Origin of the sequence: Cupriavidus sp. SK-4, assembly GCF_000611125.1 — a bacterium.
Lineage (GTDB): Bacteria > Pseudomonadota > Gammaproteobacteria > Burkholderiales > Burkholderiaceae > Cupriavidus > Cupriavidus necator.
On sequence record NZ_JFJW01000171.1, the window covers coordinates 23,370 to 42,634 of the forward strand.

The 19,265-nt window shown below is 63.4% G+C and carries 17 protein-coding genes; 4 read left to right on the forward strand and 13 right to left on the reverse strand.

Annotated features, from left to right (window positions below; genetic code table 11):
• Window positions 1-24 precede the first annotated feature (24 nt).
• From CF68_RS32360 to CF68_RS32405, 10 genes are all read right to left on the reverse strand, one after another.
• Window positions 25-651: an RraA family protein gene (locus CF68_RS32360; RefSeq protein WP_084187574.1), complete on the reverse strand. Its 627-nt coding sequence runs from the start codon at window positions 649-651 to the stop codon at window positions 25-27.
• Window positions 648-1,997: an MFS transporter gene (locus CF68_RS32365; RefSeq protein ID WP_035827114.1), complete on the reverse strand. Its 1,350-nt coding sequence runs from the start codon at window positions 1,995-1,997 to the stop codon at window positions 648-650. Before CF68_RS32365 ends, CF68_RS32360 begins: the two co-directional genes overlap by 4 nt.
• A gap of 70 nt (window positions 1,998-2,067) precedes the next feature.
• Window positions 2,068-3,567, reverse strand: coding sequence for an aldehyde dehydrogenase (locus CF68_RS32370; protein WP_035827117.1), 1,500 nt, complete (start codon window positions 3,565-3,567; stop codon window positions 2,068-2,070).
• Window positions 3,568-3,592: 25 nt separating this feature from the next.
• Window positions 3,593-4,849, reverse strand: coding sequence for a Zn-dependent hydrolase (locus CF68_RS32375; protein WP_035827119.1), 1,257 nt, complete (start codon window positions 4,847-4,849; stop codon window positions 3,593-3,595).
• A gap of 17 nt (window positions 4,850-4,866) precedes the next feature.
• A complete protein-coding gene (locus CF68_RS32380; RefSeq protein WP_051591792.1) occupies window positions 4,867-6,540 on the reverse strand; it encodes a thiamine pyrophosphate-binding protein in 1,674 nt (557 codons plus the stop codon).
• Window positions 6,541-6,635: 95 nt separating this feature from the next.
• Window positions 6,636-7,529, reverse strand: coding sequence for a CoA ester lyase (locus CF68_RS32385; protein ID WP_084187575.1), 894 nt, complete (start codon window positions 7,527-7,529; stop codon window positions 6,636-6,638).
• Entirely contained in the window at window positions 7,526-8,809 is a 1,284-nt protein-coding gene (locus CF68_RS32390; protein WP_035827125.1) for a TRAP transporter large permease, read from the reverse strand. Before CF68_RS32390 ends, CF68_RS32385 begins: the two co-directional genes overlap by 4 nt.
• A 3-nt stretch (window positions 8,810-8,812) precedes the next feature.
• Entirely contained in the window at window positions 8,813-9,307 is a 495-nt protein-coding gene (locus CF68_RS32395) for a TRAP transporter small permease (RefSeq protein ID WP_013958632.1), read from the reverse strand.
• Window positions 9,307-10,293 (reverse strand): DctP family TRAP transporter solute-binding subunit, encoded by a 987-nt coding sequence (locus CF68_RS32400; protein WP_035827127.1) that lies wholly within the window; start codon window positions 10,291-10,293, stop codon window positions 9,307-9,309. Before CF68_RS32400 ends, CF68_RS32395 begins: the two co-directional genes overlap by 1 nt.
• A gap of 47 nt (window positions 10,294-10,340) precedes the next feature.
• Window positions 10,341-11,123, reverse strand: coding sequence for a FadR/GntR family transcriptional regulator (locus CF68_RS32405; protein WP_035827130.1), 783 nt, complete (start codon window positions 11,121-11,123; stop codon window positions 10,341-10,343).
• Between the two features lie 435 nt (window positions 11,124-11,558).
• Here CF68_RS32405 and CF68_RS32410 point away from each other — a divergent pair, with 435 nt between their 5' ends.
• The 4 genes from CF68_RS32410 (at window position 11,559) to CF68_RS32425 (ending at window position 17,517) form a co-directional block, all read left to right on the forward strand.
• The gene (locus tag CF68_RS32410) at window positions 11,559-12,821 is read left to right on the forward strand and encodes a 4-aminobutyrate--2-oxoglutarate transaminase (RefSeq protein ID WP_035827132.1); all 1,263 of its coding nucleotides are present in this window, start codon (window positions 11,559-11,561) and stop codon (window positions 12,819-12,821) included.
• Between the two features lie 10 nt (window positions 12,822-12,831).
• Window positions 12,832-14,322 (forward strand): NAD-dependent succinate-semialdehyde dehydrogenase, encoded by a 1,491-nt coding sequence (locus CF68_RS32415; protein ID WP_035827134.1) that lies wholly within the window; start codon window positions 12,832-12,834, stop codon window positions 14,320-14,322.
• A gap of 27 nt (window positions 14,323-14,349) precedes the next feature.
• Entirely contained in the window at window positions 14,350-16,080 is a 1,731-nt protein-coding gene (gene dld, locus CF68_RS32420; protein ID WP_051591790.1) for a D-lactate dehydrogenase, read from the forward strand.
• Between the two features lie 129 nt (window positions 16,081-16,209).
• Complete coding sequence (locus CF68_RS32425; protein WP_200872620.1) at window positions 16,210-17,517, forward strand: NAD(P)/FAD-dependent oxidoreductase; 1,308 nt, start codon at window positions 16,210-16,212, stop codon at window positions 17,515-17,517.
• A 43-nt stretch (window positions 17,518-17,560) separates the two neighbouring features.
• Here CF68_RS32425 and CF68_RS32430 read toward each other — a convergent pair whose 3' ends face one another.
• The 3 genes from CF68_RS32430 to CF68_RS39270 form a co-directional block, all read right to left on the reverse strand.
• Window positions 17,561-18,454 carry a FadR/GntR family transcriptional regulator gene (locus CF68_RS32430; RefSeq protein ID WP_235205963.1) on the reverse strand — a complete coding sequence of 298 codons (894 nt, stop codon included), beginning with the start codon at window positions 18,452-18,454 and terminating at the stop codon, window positions 17,561-17,563.
• 444 nt (window positions 18,455-18,898) lie between these two features.
• A complete protein-coding gene (locus CF68_RS36790; RefSeq protein WP_200872621.1) occupies window positions 18,899-19,042 on the reverse strand; it encodes a hypothetical protein in 144 nt (47 codons plus the stop codon).
• The gene (locus tag CF68_RS39270; protein WP_084187576.1) at window positions 19,020-19,211 is read right to left on the reverse strand and encodes an NAD(P)-binding domain-containing protein; all 192 of its coding nucleotides are present in this window, start codon (window positions 19,209-19,211) and stop codon (window positions 19,020-19,022) included. The genes CF68_RS36790 and CF68_RS39270 overlap by 23 nt, the downstream gene beginning before the upstream one ends.
• Between the last annotated feature and the right edge of the window lie 54 nt (window positions 19,212-19,265).

Genomic DNA, 19,265 nt, shown 5'->3' on the forward strand with positions numbered 1-19,265 from the left:
GATGGAGTGCAAGGGGAAGTCGTCTTAGCTGCCAAGCAACACGCGAGTGACTGGTTCGCCCGCGCGCAACTTGGCCAGGATGGCTGGCTCGGCCCGGTCGGAGGCCAGCGCCTCGTCGACCACGCGGGCGGCAGTGTCGGCGTCCAGGAACATCACACCGTTGTCGTCCGCAAGGACCAGATCACCAGGCCGCGCGACAGCGCCCCCGCAGCGCACCGGGATGTTGAGCTGGCTACGTCCGGCGCCCAGGCGCTTGGTCGTCAGCAGGCTCGTGCCGCGTGCAAAGACCGGGAGCTTCGTTTCGCGTAGCTCCAGGATGTCGGTGACGACGCCGTCAACCACGATGGCCGCAGCGCCCGCGCTGGCTGCTGCGCAGGCGGTCACGGCACCGACGGGGGCGTGCGTATGGTCGCCCCCCATGTCGATCACCAGCACGTCACCGGGGGTGAGGCTGGCCAACGCCTGGTTCACGGCCACGGCATCGGCGTCAGTGACCTGCAGGGTGACTGCCCGGCCGACGACCTTGACGTTCGGGACGAGTGCCCGGATACCCGAGTCGACGAACCCATCTTCCAGCAGATGACCCAGGGTGGGGAAGCTCACCGCCCGCAGGCGGGCGAGCAGTTCAGGAGGGATGGGGGATACGCTCACGACACCCTCCCCACCGTTGCGGCCGAGTGCGTGACGGCACCTTCATCGCGTTCCCGCCCCAGCGTCTCTGCGAGCAGCCACAACGAAATGGCGGACAGGATGGCCGAGCCGATCATGTACCAGGCGATGGACGACCCACGTCCCGTCGCTGACAGAAGGGCGGTGGTGATGATGGGCGTTGCGGCGCTACCCAGCAGGCCCGACAGCATGTAGGCGATGGACAGGCCCGAATAGCGGACCTTGGTGCCGAACAGTTCGGCCAGGAAGGTGGCAATGGGGCCATAGTTGGCAGCGAATGCGGTCATCATCAGCAGATAGCCCAAAAGCGCCCCGACGAATCCGTGCGAATCCATGAGCCAGAACAGCGGAAATGCCAGCAGAGCCTCAGCGGCAATGCCCGCGAGGATCACCGGCTTGCGCCCAAAGGTGTCCGAAAGGCGGCCGAAGAGCGGCAGCAGGGCGACGCAGAGTGCGCAGGCCGCCAGCACAACCACAAGCATCTCATTGCGGGTGTGGCCCAGAGTCTGCGTGCCATAGGTCAGTCCAAACGCAACCAGCAGGTTGTACGAAGTGCCGGTGGACATGGTGGCCACGCCGCCGAGCAGCACCTGGCGCCAGTTGCGTGCGAAGACTTCGAACAGCGGGACCTTGACCTGCTCGTCCGCTGCCTTGACCTTCTTGAATGACGGGGTCTCGGCAATGTTCAAGCGGATATACATGCCCACCCCCACCAGCACGATGCTGGCGAGGAAGGGAATGCGCCAGCCCCAGGACAGCATGTCTTCGGCGGGCATCAACGCATTGCTGACCAGGAAGACCAAGTTGGCGATCAAGGTGCCGAGCGGGACGCCGATCTGCACCCAGGAGCCATACAATCCCCTGCGGTTGGAGGGCGCATGCTCCACGGCCATCAGAACGGCGCCGCCCCACTCGCCCCCCAGCGCGAGGCCCTGGATAACGCGCAACGTCAGGAGCAGGATCGGGGCCCAGACGCCGATCGTCTTGTAGTCCGGCAGCAGGCCGATGGCAAAAGTCGCCATGCCCATCATGACGAGGGAGACCAGCAGCATCGACTTCCGCCCGACCTTGTCGCCGAAGTGGCCGAATAGCGCCGCGCCCACAATGCGCGCGACATAGGCCGAGGCGAAAGTCCCGAAAGCCAGCAGCGTGCCCACCAGTGGGTCAAACGCCGGGAAAAAGATCTTGTTAAAGACCAGCGCGGACGCTGTGGCGAAGATAAACAGATCGTACCACTCGACAGTGGTGCCAATGACGCTCGCAACGGCGATGCGCTTGATGCTGTGGGTTGCTTTCGCTGGCTCTCCAGCGGCTACGGGGCGGTTCATGGCAGTTCCTCAGTATCTCTTGTTGTGTGGCAACCGTGCCCCCCGGGGGAGGGCACGTCGTGGTTCAGGTTCAATCCCGCAAATCGATCCAAGTAGTTTTCAGGTCGCTGTACTTTTCCAGTGCATGCAAGGACTTGTCCCGGCCGAAGCCAGACTGCTTGACGCCGCCGAACGGCACGGTGATGTCGCCGTCGGCGTAGCAGTTGACCCACACTAGCCCGGCGCGCATCCGGCGCGAGAGCCGGTGGGCGCGGCCGACGCTGCTGGTCCACAGGCCGGCACCGAGGCCGTAGACCGAGTCATTGGCCAGCCGGATGGCGTCTTCCTCGGTCGCGAAGCGCTGCACCGCGAGCACCGGCCCGAAGATCTCTTCGCGCACCACCGACAGGTCTTGGGTGGCGCAGTCGAAGATTGTCGGTTCGATGTAGTAGCCGCCCGTCTCGTTGCGCACGCGCTGGCCACCGGTGCGAAGCCGTGCGCCCTCGCGCACACCGGCCTCGATGCGGGCCAGTACGCCTTGCATCTGCCGTTCATCGACGATCGCGCCCATTGGGGCCTCGGGGTCGAGCGGGTCGCCCGGGGCCATCGCCTGAGCGTGTGCCGTGAGGCGCTCCATGAAAGCGTCGTAGATGCCTTCCTGCACGTACAGCCGCGAGCCGGCAATGCAGACTTCGCCCTGATTGACGAAGATGGCCTGGGCGGCGACCAGCGCCGCGCGGTCGAGGTCGGGGCAGTCGTCGAAGATAATGTGCGGGGACTTGCCGCCGCACTCCAGCCAGACACGCTTGAGGTTCGAGTCGGCGGAATAGCGCATGAATCGCTTGCCGGTGAGGGTCGAGCCGGTGAAGGCCAGGCAGTCTACGTCCGGGTGCAGGCCCAGAGCCTGGCCGGCTACTGCGCCCAGACCGGGCACCACGTTGAACACGCCCGGAGGAATGCCAGCTTCGGCGGTGAGCGCCGCCAGGCGCAACGCGCTAAGCGACGACTGCTCGGCAGGCTTTAGCACCACGCTGTTGCCTGCGGCTAATGCCGGCGCCACCTTCCAGGCCGACATCATCAGCGGGAAATTCCACGGCACCACGGCCGCGACCACGCCGAGGGGCTCGCGCGTGATGGTGGCGAGCGCACCCTCGTGGGTGGGGGCAATTTCGTCGTAATGCTGATCCACGGCTTCGCCGTACCAGGCATAGCAGCGCGCGGTCTCGGGCACGTCGAACAGCAGGGCGTCGCGCACCGGCTTGCCCATGTCGAGGGCCTCGATCAGCGCGAGCTCCTCGGCATGCTGCTCGATCAGTGCGGCCAGGCGCTGGAGGCGCCGTTTGCGCTCGCGCGGCGCCAGGCCAGACCAGACCCGGGATTCGAAGGTGCGCCGTGCGGCTGCCACCGCCCGGTTCACGTCGGCTTCACCACAGGCCGCAACGTCGGCTAGCTTGCGGCCGTCGATGGGGCTGATGCAGGCAAACGTGGCACCGTCGGTGGCGGGAGTGTAGGCCCCGTCGATGTACGCCAGGCCATCGAAGCGCATCGCTTCGGCCCTGCTCCGCCAGTAGGCGAGGTTGTGCAGTTCCATGTGTTTTCTCCGATTGGAAGCAGCATCAGGCCGCGACGCCGGCACGCGCCAGCATGGCATCGAGCAGGACGTTGCAGCCGGCTTCAAGATGCGCGGGCTGGGCGTCCTCGATCTCGTTGTGGCTCACGCCATCCTTGCATGGCACAAAGATCATGGCCGTGGGGTGGGCCATGGCCATGTGCACGGCGTCGTGACCCGCGCCGGTGACGATGTCCATGGTGGACAAGCCGCGGCGCACGGCGCTCTCGCGAACGCTGTCCACGAGCTCCGGCGCGAATGGGGTGGGCATGTTGTATTGAGCCAGGCGCAGATCGAGCTCCACGTCGTGGCGTTGCGCGATCGTTGCGAAGGACTCGCGCAGGTGCCGGTCCATCGCCGACAGTGTTTCCGCGTAAATATGACGAAGATCCACAGTGAAATCCACGCGGCCAGGCACCACATTGCGCGACGAAGGGCGCACGTTGAGCACGCCCACGGTGCCACGGCCATGCGGCAGATTGTCGTTGGCGATGCCAATCACCGTCTGCACCATCTCGCAGGCGGCAACGAGCGCATCCTTGCGCACGGGCATTGGCGTGGGGCCCGCGTGCATCTCCATCCCGGTGACCGTGACGTCATACCAGCGCACGCCCAGCGAACCCGTAACGGCTCCGATGACTTTGTTCTGGGCTTCGAGCACGGGGCCCTGCTCAATGTGGGCTTCGAAGTAGGCCCCGACCGGGCGCTCGCTCACAGGCTCGGTGCCTGCATAGCCGATGGCAGCCAGCTCGTCGCGCACGCTCAGGCCGGCGCTGTCGCGGGCGTTGAGCGCGGTGTCCAGGGTGAAGCGCCCAGTGAAGACGCCCGAGCCCATCATCACTGGCAGGAAGCGCGAGCCCTCTTCGTTGGTCCAGATAATCAGTTCCAGGGGCGCCTCGGTCTGGACGCCGCGCTCCTGGAGAGTGCGCATCACTTCCAGTCCCGCCATCACGCCGTAGCAGCCGTCGAACTTGCCGCCCGTCGGTTGCGTGTCGATGTGGCTGCCGGTCATGACAGGGGGCAAGGCGTTGTTGCGGCCGGCACGGCGGCCAAAAATGTTGCCGATCTGGTCAACATGGATCTCAAGGCCGGCGTCTTTCATCCAGCCGACCACCAGGTCGCGGCCTTGGCCATCCAGGGCGGTCAGCGCCAGCCGGGCGTTGCCGCCCTTGGGCGTGGCGCCGATGCGGGCCAGGTCCATCAAAGACTGCCACAGGCGCTGACCGTTGATGGCGAGACTCTGAGTGTTATCGAATGTACTCATGATGTGGTGCTCCTGCGTCAGTTCGAGGATGTGGCCGCCTGTTGCCGAATATAGGCAGCCTCCCGAATGCCGGCGAGGGTTTCACCGGGGGCGATGCCGTCAGCGTCGTAGCGCAGCTCGATGAGCGCTGGCAGCTTCTCCCGGTCGGCGAAGGCGCACGCCCGCGCCAGTGCCGCAGAAAAGTCTTCGGTGCGCACTACCACTTCACCGTGGCCGCCATAGCTGCGTACCAGGGCCGCGAAGTCCGGATTGGAGAAGGACAGTGCAATGTCGCGGCCCGGGAACTCACGTTCCTGGTGTGCGCGGATGGTCCCCCAGATGCCGTTGTTGAACACCAGCACGACCACGCCCACGCGGTACTGGAGCGCGACACCCAACTCCTGCAGGTTCATCTGGAAGCAGCCGTCACCGGCGTAGCACACCACGGTGCGGTCCGGGTTCTCGAGCTTGGCCGAGATCGCTGCAGGCAGGCCGTAGCCCATGGAGCCGACGGTCGGCGTCAGGCTGGTACCGGGGCCTGTGTACTGGCGGTAGCGGTGCGGATAGAGCGCGTAGTTGCCCGCGCCCACGGTGATGCAGGCGTCGCGCGGAAGCTGCTCGGCCGCGATGGCCGCAGCCTCGTCGAGGGAGAACGGGCCCTTGGCCGGCAGTGGATTCAGGCTCGCCAGGTACTCCGCGCGTGCAGAATCAACCCAGGCCTTGCGCTGCAGGGGCTGGAGGGGCGTGAGGGACGCCAAGGCGTTCGCAAAGCTTGACACGTCCGCCACAATGGCCTGCGTGGGTGCGAAGACCCGTCCAAGTTCGCTGGCGTCTGGGTAGACATGGATCAGCTTCTGACGCGGCATTGGACTTTCGATGACGGTGTAGCCCTCGGTGGTTGCCTCGCCCAAGCGAGTGCCTACGGCCAGGACCACATCGGCATCGCGAAGACGCTGGCGCAACTCGGGCGTCATCGCCCAGCCAACATGGCCGGCTGCGTTGGGGCTGCGCTGGTCGAAGCACTCGAGGCGACGCCATGCCGTGCCCACGGGCAGTTGGAAGCGCACGGCAAAGTCCTCGACATGGCTGATGGCTTCGCGCGTCCAGCCCGTGCCGCCCACGATCATGAAGGGGCGCTCGGCGGTCTCCAACAGCTCCGCCATCCGCTGCATGTCGTCCGCACCCGGGTGGCTGTGGGCGCGGGTGTAGCGCGGCAGGTCGGCCACCTCGGCTGTGCCCCACAACGTGTCTTCCGGCAGTGCCAGTACGACGGGGCCGGGGCGGCCGCTGGTGGCGATCGAGAACGCACGCGAGATGTACTCAGGAATGCGCTCGGTACGGTCGATCTGCGCTACCCACTTGGCCATCTGGCCGAACATGCGGCGATAGTCGATCTCCTGGAAGGCCTCACGCTCGTAGAAGTCGTTGCCCACCTGGCCGATGAATAGAATCATCGGCGTCGAGTCCTGGAAGGCGGTGTGCACGCCGATGCTGGCATTGGTCGCGCCGGGGCCACGCGTCACGAAGCAGATGCCCGGTTCGCCGGTGAGCTTGCCCATTGCCTCGGCCATGTAGGCAGCGCCGCTTTCCTGGCGGCAGACAATGGGTTCGATGGCACCCTTGTGCTCATTGAGCGCGTCGATGCAGGGCAGGTAGCTCTCTCCAGGCACCAGAAACACGCGGCGGGTGCCGTGGATGCGCAGTTGCTGCATCAGGATCTGGCCGCCGTTGCGGCGCGGCAGGGTAGCAGGCGTTGAATGCAAAGTCGATGTCAAGGGGATTCTCCGTAGTCTGTCTCGGTCCGCGCCTAGGCGGTCCAGGTTTTAAATTCGGCGTCACGGGTCAACAGGCGCCGCGCCGTGTGGTAGTCGGGACTCTCCACGAGCGCGTCACCAATGGGTTCGCCGCGGCGAGCTGCTTCGAAACGCGCCACCAGTTCTTTTGCGAGTTCAACCTGCGCGATGGATGGCGTGAATGCTGCATGGATCTGCGCGACCTGCTCCGGATACACTGCGCACTTGGCTTTGAGGCCGATGCGGCGGGCCCAGGCAAGATCCTCAGCCTGCGCCTGCATATCTCGGTAGTTGTACGGACAGTCGATGGCCACGCGGCCGGCGGCCCGGCACTCAACGTGGAAGCGGCTGCGCAGATGGTTGAGTTCCAGGCTGTCGGGGCCGCGCTCGGCGCCGAGATCGGCCGTGAGATCCTCGGCCGCAAGCAGGCACGCACGAACGCGCTCGCTTGCTGCCAGGATGTGCTGGATATGAATGAAGCCAAGCGCCGATTCAATGGTCGGGACGATCTCGGTGGTCCCTGTCGGCAGTCCCAACTCGGCTTCGAGTGCCGATATGGCGCGATCCAGTGTGGCGATCTCGTCGGCACTCTCTACGTAGGGTAGAAAAACCGCGTCCGGCGATCCAGGCATGACGCCGCGCAGGTCGTCCCAGCCGTCACCAGTTAGTCGGTTGATGCGTACCGCAGCGACAATACCCAGCGCGCGGCAGCGCGACATCAGCGCGGCCACGCGTGGGCGCGCCACGGGACGGTCGGCCGGCGCAGTGAACTCCTCAAGGTCGGGAACCAGTACGTCGGCGCCGCTGGCAAGCGCGGCCGCCTGCGCGCGCTCGTCCATGCCTGAGGTGAACAGCCAGCTTCGGCGCAGCGTAACCGGGCGGCGGGAGGGGGTAGGGCGCATTATCATTGCACATGCCTCGGGAGGAACATCACGAGATCAGGCACGAAGGTGACGAGCATCAGCACGCCCACCATCGCAAGCATCATCCATGTCAGTGGTCGCAACGTCTGCATCATCGTGATGCCGCCCACCTTGCAGGCGGCCATCAGATCCACACCCACGGGCGGCGAGACCGCGCCAATGGCCATGTTGATAGTCAGCAGGATGCCGAAGTGCACCGGGTCGATCTGGTAGTGCGCGAGCACCGGCATCACGACGGGAGCGACGATGATGATGATTGGGATTGCCTCCATGAACGTGCCGAGCAACAGCAAGACGGCGGTCAGGAGCAGCAGCACCGTGGTGCGGCTGTCGGTCCAGTTCGCCAGCAGCGAGGCCAATGCCTGTGGCACCTGTTCTGCAACCAGGATCCACGCGAAAAAGCCCGAGGCGCCAATCATCAGCAAAATGGACGCGCTGCCTTCGCCTGCCGACTTGAGACTCTTCCAGATGGCGCTCAGCGATAGCGTGCGGTACCAGAACAATCCGATTAACAGCGAATAGGCGATGGCGCTGGAAGCGGCCTCCGAGGCCGTGAACACACCGAGACGGATCCCGCCGATGATCAGAACCGGCACCATGAGCGCGGGCAGAGAATCGACCAGCGATGCACGAAGCTCGGCCCACTCGAAGGGTTTGCCGCCGCTCCAGTTGTACTTGCGTGCCTGCCAGACAGCGATGACGATCAACGACAGGCTCAGCAGTACGGCCGGCACGATGCCTGCCATAAAGAGCTTGCCCACCGAGGTGTTGGTGGTTGTGCCGTAGATGATGAGCACGATGCTGGGGGGCACGATGGTAGCGGTGGTGCCGGCGCATCCTACGAGCGAGCAACTGAAGCCCTTGTCGTAGCCCGCGCGCGCCATTGCCGGCAGCAGCAGGCTGCCGATGGCCACGACGTCGGCAACCCCAGAGCCAGACAGGGCGCCGAAGACTAGGCAGGACATAACGGCGACGACGGCCAGCCCACCCTTGATATCGCCGACGATGGCCGCGCACAGGCGCACGATGCGTTGCGTGAGGCCCGCGCCGTTCATCAACTGGGCGGCAAGAATGAACAGGGGGATGGCCAGCAGCGTGAAGCTGTCTAGGCCCGAGACATACTGCTGCGCGGCCACGGCGACCGGCGCGGCGTCGAAAAGCGCCAGGTAAGCAAGCCCCGAGAGCACCATGCCATAGACAATGGGCAAGTCCACCAGCATGGTGAGCATGAAGACGCCCATAAGAAAGAGAGCTCCGCTCGACACGCATTACTCCAGGGAAAAAGACTCGGCATGCGCCGGGGGCCAAGGCTCGAAGAGCTGGGCGACATGGACGACAGCCGTAAGCGCGCAGGCGATCGGCAGCGCGAGGTAGACCACGCCGGCCGAGACGTTGATGGCGGGCAGCATCTGGTCCATAGTCATTTGCGCCAGTTGCCAGCCAGCCCAACCCAGGGCCACCAGTCCGGCGATGATCAGCACATGGTTGACTCGGTCTACCATGCCTAGCACTCGCGGGTTCTTGACGATGAAAGGCAGGAGGCCGGCCATTAGGTGGCTGCGGTCTCGGCTGCAGGCCACGCCACCAATGAAAGCGGACCACACCAGCACAAGACGCGGCAGCTCCTCGGCCCAGCGCGGTGTGTCGTGCGTGACGAAGCGCTGGAATACCACGACGGTAACCAGCACCGCGAGCACAGCGCAGGCGACGGCGACGAATGCCTTGCTCAGCGCGGAGAGGGCGTATGAAAGGCGCGTGAGCATTATTTTGTCTCGCGGTACTTCTTCACCAGACCCATGAGTTCCGGGCCGAACGCCGCCTCATACGACTTCCATACTGGGGCGATGGCGGTGGCGAACGGAGCCTTGTCCACTTCGTTAATCGACATCCCCTTGTCTTTGAGTTGGGTTAGGTATTGCTTGTCGCTTTCGGTGATCATGCGGCGTTGTTCGTCGCGCCAGTGATCCGCGGCAGCCTTGATGGCCTTGCGGTCGTCGGGCGAGATGCGGTTCCAGACTGACTTCGACACGACCAGGCTCGCGGGGCTCCACACGTGGCCCGTCAGCGACAGGTACTTCTGCACCTCGAAGAACGACGAGGTGTAGATGATGGACAGCGGGTTCTCCTGGGCGTCGAACACCTTCTGCTGCAGCGCAGAGTAGAGCTCGCCGAATGCCAGCGGCGCGGGCGCGGCTCCCAGTAGGGTAAAGGTGTCGAGCCGCATCTTGTCGGGCGTGACGCGCGTTTTCAGGCCCTTCAGGTCAGCCGGCGTCTTGATAGGACCGCGATTGTTTGTGATGTGGCGAAAGCCGTTCTCCCACCAGGACAGCAGCACCAGGTTCTTGCCATCGGCAATCTTCTCCAGCGCCTTTCCGAGGTCGCCGTCATAGGCTCTGTAGGCCTGTGCGGCGTTGTTCCAGGTGTATGGCAGTTCAACCACGCCAAAGCGCGCGTCCACCGGCTGCAACGAGCCCGATCCGATAACCGCCGCGCCCTGGCTGCCGATCTGCATGCCTTCAACCATGGTCTTCTCATTGCCGAGTTGACCGCTGGGGAACAGGATGAAATTGACGCGGCCAGCGGTTTTGTCCTTGACCTCGGCAGCGAATCCTTCTGCGGCCTTGTGCCAGCTATGGCTGGCGGCCAGTACATGGCCGAGCTTGATGTCGAGCGCGTGCGCGGGCAGCGTAGCGACCGCAAATGCCGTGGCGGCAAGCAAGGTGCTCAATCGACTCTTTAGAAGACGCATGATGACTCCAGTGGGTTTGTTTCGAATTGGGGTAGTGGGTCGAGGCTTCATCGGGACAACCGCAATTGGTGCACCTTGCCGCTGGCAGCAGGCCGTGCGGCGATGTCAGGCAGGCTGCCGGCGAGGTCTTCGCGTAGGCGCGCCATGATGGCAATCAGATGTGCGTACATTGCATGGCGTGCGCGGATTGGGTCCCGCTCAAGGATCGCGTCCGCGATTCGGTCGTGCTCGAGGAGCGCGACATCCCAGACTTTGCTGTCGACGAAATGCTTGTCCAGGCGCTCGTAGACGAGGCTGGCTTCCGCAAGGTCCCAGACATGGGAGACCACCGCATCCAGGGCGGCGTTGCCACAAGCGGCTGCGATGGCGGCATGAAATGCCCGGTCGTAGTGACTCGGGGCGCCGGCTTCTGAGAGCGATTCCTGTGCTTCGCGAATCTTCGCGAGCTGTTGGTCCGTGCCCTTCTGCGCGGCTTGTGCAGCGCATTCGGGCTCAATCAGTAAACGCGTTTCGAGCAATTCAAAGGGGCCAATGTCGCTGGCCAGCTCGGTGATACAGCGAGCAGCGTCCGTTACGAAGCTGGCTTCGTTGCCGCGCGTTGCCATCACATAGACGCCACTGCCCACTCGCACTTCCACGTATCCGCTCAGTTCCAGTGCGATCAAGGCCTCACGCACAGACGAGCGGCTGACCTGCAGGATGTCTGCGAGGTCCCGCTCCGCGGGCAGACGCGTTCCGACAAGGAACTCGCCGGAGCGGATTTTTTCGGCGATGCGCTCCGCAATCAGTCGGTAGAGGCGCTGAGCAGAGACAGCTTCCAGATTGTGCATGATACGCTGGTTTGGACTAGTGGTCAGGCCAGTTGAGAATATGTTCTTCTTCGGTCAAGGTCACGTAGGTGTTTTCCCTTGCTTTCAATGTCAGCGGAAAAAGCACCATAAAAACAATGTACTAGCGCATACTATGAGTGGTGCGAGGTGCGTGGAGTGCCGTTAAAGTGGACTACTGGTCCGGCCAATTTGCGATGTGACGTTTAATCGCTTAGTACCAATGCACGGCTCTTGTGCTCGAGCAATTGGGGGGTCCAGCTGTCTTTCCGAGCGCGATTGGCGGAGTGCCTGAGACCAACGTGGTTAGGCGCACCCGTCCAACGATGGGATTGGCCCCTTTAGGAACCTCAGATTGGCTCTTTAGAAGGGATCAAGCTGCCGATGTAATGCGCCCATTGCCATCTTCAAAAAGGAGTATTTATCGTGAGCAAACCTATGAACGCCGACTTGCAGCAGCGCCGTACGGCGGCCACGCCCCGCGGCGTAGGCGTGATGTGCAACTTCTATGCGGACCGCGCCGAGAACGCGTTGCTGTGGGACGTCGAGGGGCGCGAGTACATTGACTTTGCCGCCGGCATCGCCGTGTTGAACACCGGGCATCGCCATCCCCGGATCGTGCAGGCAGTGGAAGAACAACTGCGACGCTTCACCCACACGGCCTACCAGATCGTTCCCTACGAGAGCGCCGTAGCACTGGCCGAACGAATCAACGCACTCGCGCCGATTGAAGGGCCGGCAAAGACTGCGTTCTTCACCACGGGCGCCGAAGCTGTGGAGAACGCCATCAAAATCGCACGTGCCCACACTGGCCGTCCGGGCGTGGTCGCCTTCGGTGGTGGTTTTCACGGCCGCACGCTGATGGGCATGGCGCTGACCGGTAAGGTGGCTCCGTACAAGCTCGGCTTCGGTCCCTTCCCTAGCGATGTGTTTCACGTACCGTACCCGGCCGCACTGCAGGGAGTCAGCACCAATGACGCTCTGGCTGCCATTGAGAGTCTCTTCAAGACCGACATTGACCCACAGCGCGTTGCCGCGATCATCCTGGAGCCGGTGCAGGGTGAAGGCGGGTTCAATGTGGCGCCTGCCGAACTGATGCGTGGCCTGCGTACACTGTGCGACCAGCACGGTATCCTCCTCATTGCCGATGAAATCCAGACCGGTTTCGGGCGTACTGGCAAGATTTTCGCCATGGAGCACTTCGACGTCAGGCCTGATCTGATTACCATGGCCAAGAGCCTGGCGGGTGGACTGCCGCTGTCTGGCGTGTGCGGTCGTGCCGAGGTTATGGATGCGCCGGCGCCGGGCGGACTCGGTGGCACCTACGCGGCCAACGCCCTGGCTGTCGCTGCGGCCCATGCGGTGCTGGACGTCCTGGCCGAAGAAAAACTGTGCGAGCGTTCGCAGAAGCTGGGCGCGCAGCTCACCCAACGCCTCGAAGCTCTGCGCGAGCGCTGCCCAGTCATCGCCGAGGTGCGCGGCCTAGGATCCATGGTCGCCATCGAATTTCGCGACCCGCAGACCGGCAAGCCGGACGCGGCGCGACTTCAACAAGTCCAGCGCAACGCCATGGAAGAAGGTCTGCTGCTGCTAAGCTGCGGCATGCATGGCAACGCTATCCGCTTCCTGTACCCACTGACCATCGACGACGCTCTGTTCGCTAAGGCGCTCGACATCATCGAGCGCGCCGTCCAGGCCTGAGGGAGGAGTGATGACGAAGATTCATCTCACGCTGGACGGGCTCGCCGATCCGAGCCTGCTCAAGAGCGATGCGCTGATCAACGGTCAATGGGTGCCGGGTGCGAGCCGCTTTGACGTGCACGATCCTGCCACCGGCGAGAAGCTGGCCGATGTGGCCAACCTCAAGGCGGCTGATGCCCATTCCGCCATCGCTGCCGCCAACGCGGCCTGGCCGGCCTGGCGGCGCCTGGGTGCTAAGGCGCGCAGCCAGGTTCTGCGCAAATGGTTCGACCTGCTTATCGCCCATCAGGACGATCTTGCGCACCTGATGACAGCCGAGCAAGGAAAGCCTCTGGCCGAGGCCAGGGGCGAGGTGGCCTATGGCGCAAGCTTTGTCGAATGGTTTGCCGAGCAGGCTAAGCGCGTAAGCGGCGAGACCCTGTCGCAGTTTGACGAGAACCGCCGTCAGCTGGTGCTCAAGCAGCCCATCGGTGTATGCGCGGCAATCACGCCGTGGAACTTCCCGCTGGCCATGATCACGCGCAAGGTCGCTCCTGCACTTGCCGCAGGCTGCACCGTGGTCGTCAAGCCTGCCGAGTTGACGCCGCTGACGGCCCTGGCTGCAGGTGAGCTGGCGATTCGCGCTGGAATCCCGGCAGGCGTGCTCAACATTGTCACGGCCGATAGTGGTAACAGCATCGCTGTAGGCCAGGTGCTGTGTGCGAGCGACGTGGTGCGTCACCTCAGTTTCACTGGATCGACCGAAGTGGGCCGCATCCTGATGGCGCAGTGCGCCCCGACGGTCAAGAAGCTCTCGCTCGAGCTGGGCGGCAATGCACCCTTCATTGTCTTCGATGACGCCGACATCGACAGTGCCGTTGAGGGCGCGTTCGCGAGCAAGTACCGCAATGCCGGCCAAACTTGCGTCTGCTCCAACCGGTTCTATGTGCAGGACGGCGTCTACGACGAGTTCGTTCGGAAGTTCGCCGATCGCGTGCGTCGAGCCAGGGTCGGCAACGGCTTCGAGGCCGGTGTCGAGCAGGGTCCGTTGATTGAGGAGGCGGCCGTCGCCAAGGTCGAGCGCCACCTGGCGGACGCTTTGGCCAAGGGCGCCCGCATCGTGACCGGGGGAAATCGGCTAGCGCAACTGGGCGCGGGACAGTTCTTCCAGCCGACCGTAGTGGCCGACGCCACGCCGGACATGCTGTGCGCGCGTGAAGAGACCTTTGGCCCCTTTGCGCCGGTGTTCCGCTTTGGCACGGAGCAGGAAGCCATCGACGCCGCTAACGACACGGAGTTCGGCCTCGCGAGCTACTTCTACAGCCGCGACGTGGGCCGCATCTTCCGCGTGGGTGAGGCGCTTGAATACGGCATGGTAGGGGTCAATTCCGGCATGATCTCCATGGAACATGTGCCATTCGGTGGCGTCAAACAGTCGGGTCTAGGGCGCGAGGGCTCGGAGCATGGCATTGAGGAGTATGTCGAGCTCAAGTACCTCTGCCTGGGGGACATCGCCGCCTGAGCGGCGGGTCAATCAAGGGAGGCCCAGATGCATCTGCCTGTTTTTCCGCCACATCAGGCAAACGACGCGGAGTTTGTCGAGCGCTTGCGTCGTATTGTCGGGCCACGCAACGTGCTGACTGAACGTCGTCGCACGCAGCGCTATCGCCGAGGCTTTCGCTCCGGCGAGGGCGAGGCGCTGGCGGTGGTGTTTCCCACGAAGCTGCTGGAGCAATGGCAGGTGCTGCAGGCATGTGTCGCCGCCGGCAAGGCTGTGGTCATGCAGGCGGCCAACACTGGCCTCACCGAGGGCTCCACGCCGCACGGCGGAGCCGAGGACTACGGGCGGCAGGTAGTCGTCATCAACACATTGTTGATGACGACTATCCGGGTGATCGACCAAGGCAGGCAGGCGATCTGCTTCCCGGGGGCCACCTTGCATGGCCTGGAACGTGCACTCCAGCCCTTCGGGCGGGAACCGCATTCAGAAATCGGTTCATCGTGTATCGGTGCCTCCGTCGTCGGTGGTATCTGCAACAACTCGGGTGGCATGTTGGTCCGCCGGGGGCCGGCCTACACAGAACTGGCGTTGTTCGCCCGTGTCGATGCCTCGGGAGTGCTGCAACTGGTGAATCACCTTGGCATACGGCTAGGCGATACGCCTGAATCCATTCTCACGCGCCTGGACCACGGCGACTTTACCGAGACCGATATCGATAGCGCTGTGAACGGGAAGGCCTCATGCTCCGACTATGAAGCTCGTGTGCGCGATTTCGCGGCGCCGACACCGGCGCGTTTCAACAATGATCCCGCTCGACTGTACGAGACCTCCGGCAGCGCTGGCAAGCTGGCGGTGTTTGCGGTGCGAGTGGACACCTTCGAGGCAGACGAGCGAACGCAGGTCTTCTGCATTGGTGTGCGCGACCCTGCCATGTTGAGCGTGCTGAGGCACCGGCTACTGGCCCCCGAGATGGCGCTGCCAGTGGCCTGCGAGTACATGCACCGGGACATCTTCGACTTGTCCGCACGCTATGCAAAGGACATGTTCTCTGTCATCGAGCGCTTCGGCACCGATGCGATACCAAGCATCTTCGCGTGGAAGTCTCAGATTGACCGCTTGCTGGGCCGGTTCAGGTTCCTCCCGGCCAATCCCGCGGACCGGATCGCACAAATGGTGGGGCAACTCCTGCCCGAGCATGTGCCAGTCCGGCTGCGGACATTGCGCGAGCGTTACGAGCATATCGTGCTCCTGAAAGTGGCGGGCGGTGACGTTGCGCCGATACTGGAGCAGCTGGCACGGCTGTTACGCGATCCGGACGACGGCGAATGGTTCGCCTGCGACCCGCAAGAAGGCCAGAAAGCATTTCTGCACCGCTTCGTTGCCGGTGGGGCAGCGATTCGATACAACGCCATTCACCGCTCAGACGTCGAAGGCGTGTTCTCGCTTGACTTTGCTTTGCCTCGAAATAGCAGCGATTGGGTCGAGCACCTGCCGGCCGATATCGAAGCCCAACTCGTTGGGCGCTACCGCTACGCGCACTTCTTGTGTCACGTATTCCACCATGACTACATAGTCAAGAAGGGCGGAAACCTCGAAGCCATCAAGCAGCGGGTGCTAGACCTCATTGCCGCCAAGGGTGGCGAGTATCCCGCCGAACACAACGTCGGGCACGTCTATTGCGCAAAGCCGGCGCTGGCTGCGTTCTATCGGGATGTGGATCCGACGAATACCTTCAATCCCGGTGTGGGCCAGATGAGCAAACGCCGGTCCTATATGTAAGCGCCGCCACACGAGATTTCCTTGGAGACCGAGCCTATGAAGCAAGCAGTCATCAGCCGGCGCCAATCGAAGTTCGACTTATTGAGCTGAGACATGTCCCTAATACCACAGACCACAGCACCCGACGGGCTGCACCGCATCGTAATCGTCGGCGGTGGCGCCGGCGGCCTGGAGCTTGCCACATTGCTGGGCGACAGACTGGGCAAGCGCGGGCAGGCACATGTCACACTAATCGACAAGAAACGCACGCACTTCTGGAAGCCGCATTTGCATGAAATTGCGGCAGGCAGCATGAATCTTGGTATGCACGAGCTGTGCTACATGGCGCAAGGCCATTGGCACGGCTTTACCGACCGCATCGGTGAGGTAATTGGGCTGGACCGGAGCCGGCGGGTCGTGCATCTGGCACCTCATGTGGACGAGTTCGGCGATGCCGTTACGCCGCTGCGCGATGTCCCCTACGATACCCTGGTGTTTGCGGTGGGAAGCCGGACGAACGATTTTGGTACTCCAGGCGTGCGGGAGCACGCGATCGCGCTCGAGACTCCCGCGGATGGCGAGCGGTTTCACCGGCGCTTGGTCAACGCGTGCATCCGAGCGCATGCCCAGAGCGAGCAGCTTCAGCCCCACCAGTTGCAGGTGGCCATTATTGGCGCTGGCGCGACGGGGGTAGAGCTGGCGGCCGAACTGAAGCACACCACACGTGAGTTGCTGAGCTACGGTCTGGAGCGCCTGGATCCGGCGCAACTCGGGATCCATCTGATTGAGGCCGGCCCACGTATTCTTCCTGCTTTGCCAGAACGATTATCAGCCGGGGCGGCGAAGCAGTTGCGCGCGCTCAACGTGACGATCCACACAGGCGCGCGCGTGTCGGAGGTGCGGCAGCACGGTGTCCAGCTGGCAGACGGGCGCAGCATTGCCGCAGAGTTGGTGGTCTGGGCGGCTGGGGTTAAGGCGCCGGAGTTTGCTCGCGGTCTGGATGGCTTGGAAGTCAACGGAATCCATCAACTACGGGTCGGCCCGACGCTGCAGACCACGCTCGACGAGCATGTATTTGCCATTGGAGACTGCGCGGCCTGTCCGTGGCTAGGGCGCGAGGCTGGAGTATTGGTGCCCCCTCGGGCACAGGCGGCTCATCAGCAGGCCTCGCACTTGGCCGAGGGACTCATCCGGCGGCTCGCGGGCAAGCCATTGAAGCCCTGGCGATACCGAGACTTCGGGTCCCTCGTCTCGCTCGGTCGACACAGTACGGTCGGTAATCTTATGGGGGGCTTGATTCGCGGCAACCTGTGGCTGGAGGGCTATTTCGCCAGGCTGATGTATATGTCGCTGTACCAGATGCACCAGCGAGCGCTACATGGCTTACCTAGAGCGGCGCTTGACACGCTGGCGCGATTATTCTCTCGAGGTACACGACCACGCGTGAAGATGCATTGAGCGAACGGCCGGCGGGCACACGGAGCGAAGCACTACGTGGGACTCATACCTTGCGCCGGGCGGCGGTCCGAGACGCGTGCTGCGCAAGTGCCTCAGCGTCGACCAGGTCGGTGGCATCCTCCACTTCGGTAGTTGCGTTTCTGGAACTCCGGTCGCTGACACTGGGCGCGCGTTTCTTGGGAGTAACCTTGCGCCTGGATGAAGACAGGCTGTCACCGAAGTCCTCGCGCAGCCGCGCCATGATAGCAATCAGATGAGCGTACATTTCATGACGCGCGCGGATTGGGTCCCGTTCAAGGATCGCGCTAGTGATTCGGTCGTGCTCGACCAACGCAGCATTCCAGGCCTTGCGGCCGATGAAGTGCTTGTCCAGGCGCTGATAGACTGGGCTGGCTTCACTCAAATCGCGTAGCGAGAGGACCACGGCTTCGAGCGCCGCATTGCCACAGGCGGCCGCGATTGCTGCATGGAATGCGCGGTCGAGATGGCTAGGTGCTCCGCTCGCCGACATGGCCTCTTGGGCTTCCCGAATCACCGAGAGCTGTTGGTTGCTGGCATGCTGGGCTGCCAACGCGGCAACTTCGGGCTCGACGAGCAGGCGTGCCTCAAGCAACTCGAAAGGGCCCACATCGCCCGCGGGTCGGGGGGATGAAGAAGCCGTGGACTCGGTCGGAGGCGGTGAACCCACAGCTGTTCCCTCCTTCGGGTTTGTGACGTAAACGCCACTTCCTAGGCGCACTTCGACGTAGCCGCTGAGTTCCAAGGCGATCAGAGCCTCGCGCACCGACGAGCGGCTGACGTTCAAGGCTTCCGCCAGATCCCGTTCTGCAGGCAGTCGGCTGCCAACGGGGAACTCCCCGGCGCGAATCTTCTCGGCAATCTTCTCAGCGATTAGCCGGTAAAGGCGCTGCGCTGAGACGGCTTCCAGATTGAACAGCAAGTCAACTCCTTCGGTTTGATGGCCTGACCAGTTTATACGATGCGTTTGCACGGGGCCCAGCTGGCAGTCCGCAACTTTGGGCGGCTGCGGGATCAGGCCGATCCTTGTAATGGCATCCTGCACCTTCGAAATTCGAGATTCAGGTGGAAACCCGTGATAAGGGCGTGCGGTCTGCAAACACCGGACGTCCGCGGGACGTAAGGCTACCTCAGTTCATTCGTGCCTTTGTCATGAGATTCTCATTTTGACGCTCACGGAAACCGCAAGGCGCCGGGTGGCGCGGCGAGGCATTCGCCGCAAGGTGGCGCGCTTTACGGGCTTTTGCAGCGGTCCGGTCACGGGGACGTCCCTCAGGTGTTCACGCTGAGCCGGACCGGTCAAACGCTGGCGAGCTGCACAAGGCGACCAGCCATGAGGTAGGGCGTAGGTGGCCATGGCCGTTCACTCGGGGCGGGCCGGCGAGTGGGTGGTCGTGAAAATGTAGCGGGCGAATCGCCACTGACCGTCGGCTTCGCGACGCAGCAGGAACAACTCCTGGTTGGCTTCGGGCCCGGGCCGGACTTCACTGCCCGGCAGCGTCAACATTATTTGGCTGATCTACGAATCGCATATGGCCGCCGCCGTCCATTATCGCAGACAGCTTCTCGCTATGGCGTCCGTCCGAATAAATACGTATCTCGTGCTTTCCGGACCGAAGCAGCATCGCTGCCAGTGCGAGGCCGGAATGGCCAGTGCCGATTATTCCAATTCTCATCGCATTTACTCGTTGGACATTAGAGGCATTTGATTACACACAAGTCAGTCACCC

Bases quoted from the DNA above. Each gene is read 5' to 3' on its own strand.
- CF68_RS32365 (WP_035827114.1), bottom strand. From the start codon at position 1,997: ATGAACCGCCCCGTAGCCGCTGGAGAGCCAGCGAAAGCAACCCACAGC.
- CF68_RS32370 (WP_035827117.1), bottom strand. From the start codon at position 3,567: ATGGAACTGCACAACCTCGCCTACTGGCGGAGCAGGGCCGAAGCGATG.
- CF68_RS32375 (WP_035827119.1), bottom strand. From the start codon at position 4,849: ATGAGTACATTCGATAACACTCAGAGTCTCGCCATCAACGGTCAGCGC.
- CF68_RS32380 (WP_051591792.1), bottom strand. From the start codon at position 6,540: ATGCAGCAACTGCGCATCCACGGCACCCGCCGCGTGTTTCTGGTGCCT.
- CF68_RS32385 (WP_084187575.1), bottom strand. From the start codon at position 7,529: ATGATAATGCGCCCTACCCCCTCCCGCCGCCCGGTTACGCTGCGCCGA.
- CF68_RS32395 (WP_013958632.1), bottom strand. From the start codon at position 9,307: ATGCTCACGCGCCTTTCATACGCCCTCTCCGCGCTGAGCAAGGCATTC.
- CF68_RS32400 (WP_035827127.1), bottom strand. From the start codon at position 10,293: ATGCGTCTTCTAAAGAGTCGATTGAGCACCTTGCTTGCCGCCACGGCA.
- CF68_RS32405 (WP_035827130.1), bottom strand. From the start codon at position 11,123: ATGCACAATCTGGAAGCTGTCTCTGCTCAGCGCCTCTACCGACTGATT.
- CF68_RS32410 (WP_035827132.1), top strand. From the start codon at position 11,559: ATGAACGCCGACTTGCAGCAGCGCCGTACGGCGGCCACGCCCCGCGGC.
- CF68_RS32415 (WP_035827134.1), top strand. From the start codon at position 12,832: ATGACGAAGATTCATCTCACGCTGGACGGGCTCGCCGATCCGAGCCTG.
- dld (WP_051591790.1), top strand. From the start codon at position 14,350: ATGCATCTGCCTGTTTTTCCGCCACATCAGGCAAACGACGCGGAGTTT.
- CF68_RS36790 (WP_200872621.1), bottom strand. From the start codon at position 19,042: ATGTTGACGCTGCCGGGCAGTGAAGTCCGGCCCGGGCCCGAAGCCAAC.
- CF68_RS39270 (WP_084187576.1), bottom strand. From the start codon at position 19,211: ATGAGAATTGGAATAATCGGCACTGGCCATTCCGGCCTCGCACTGGCA.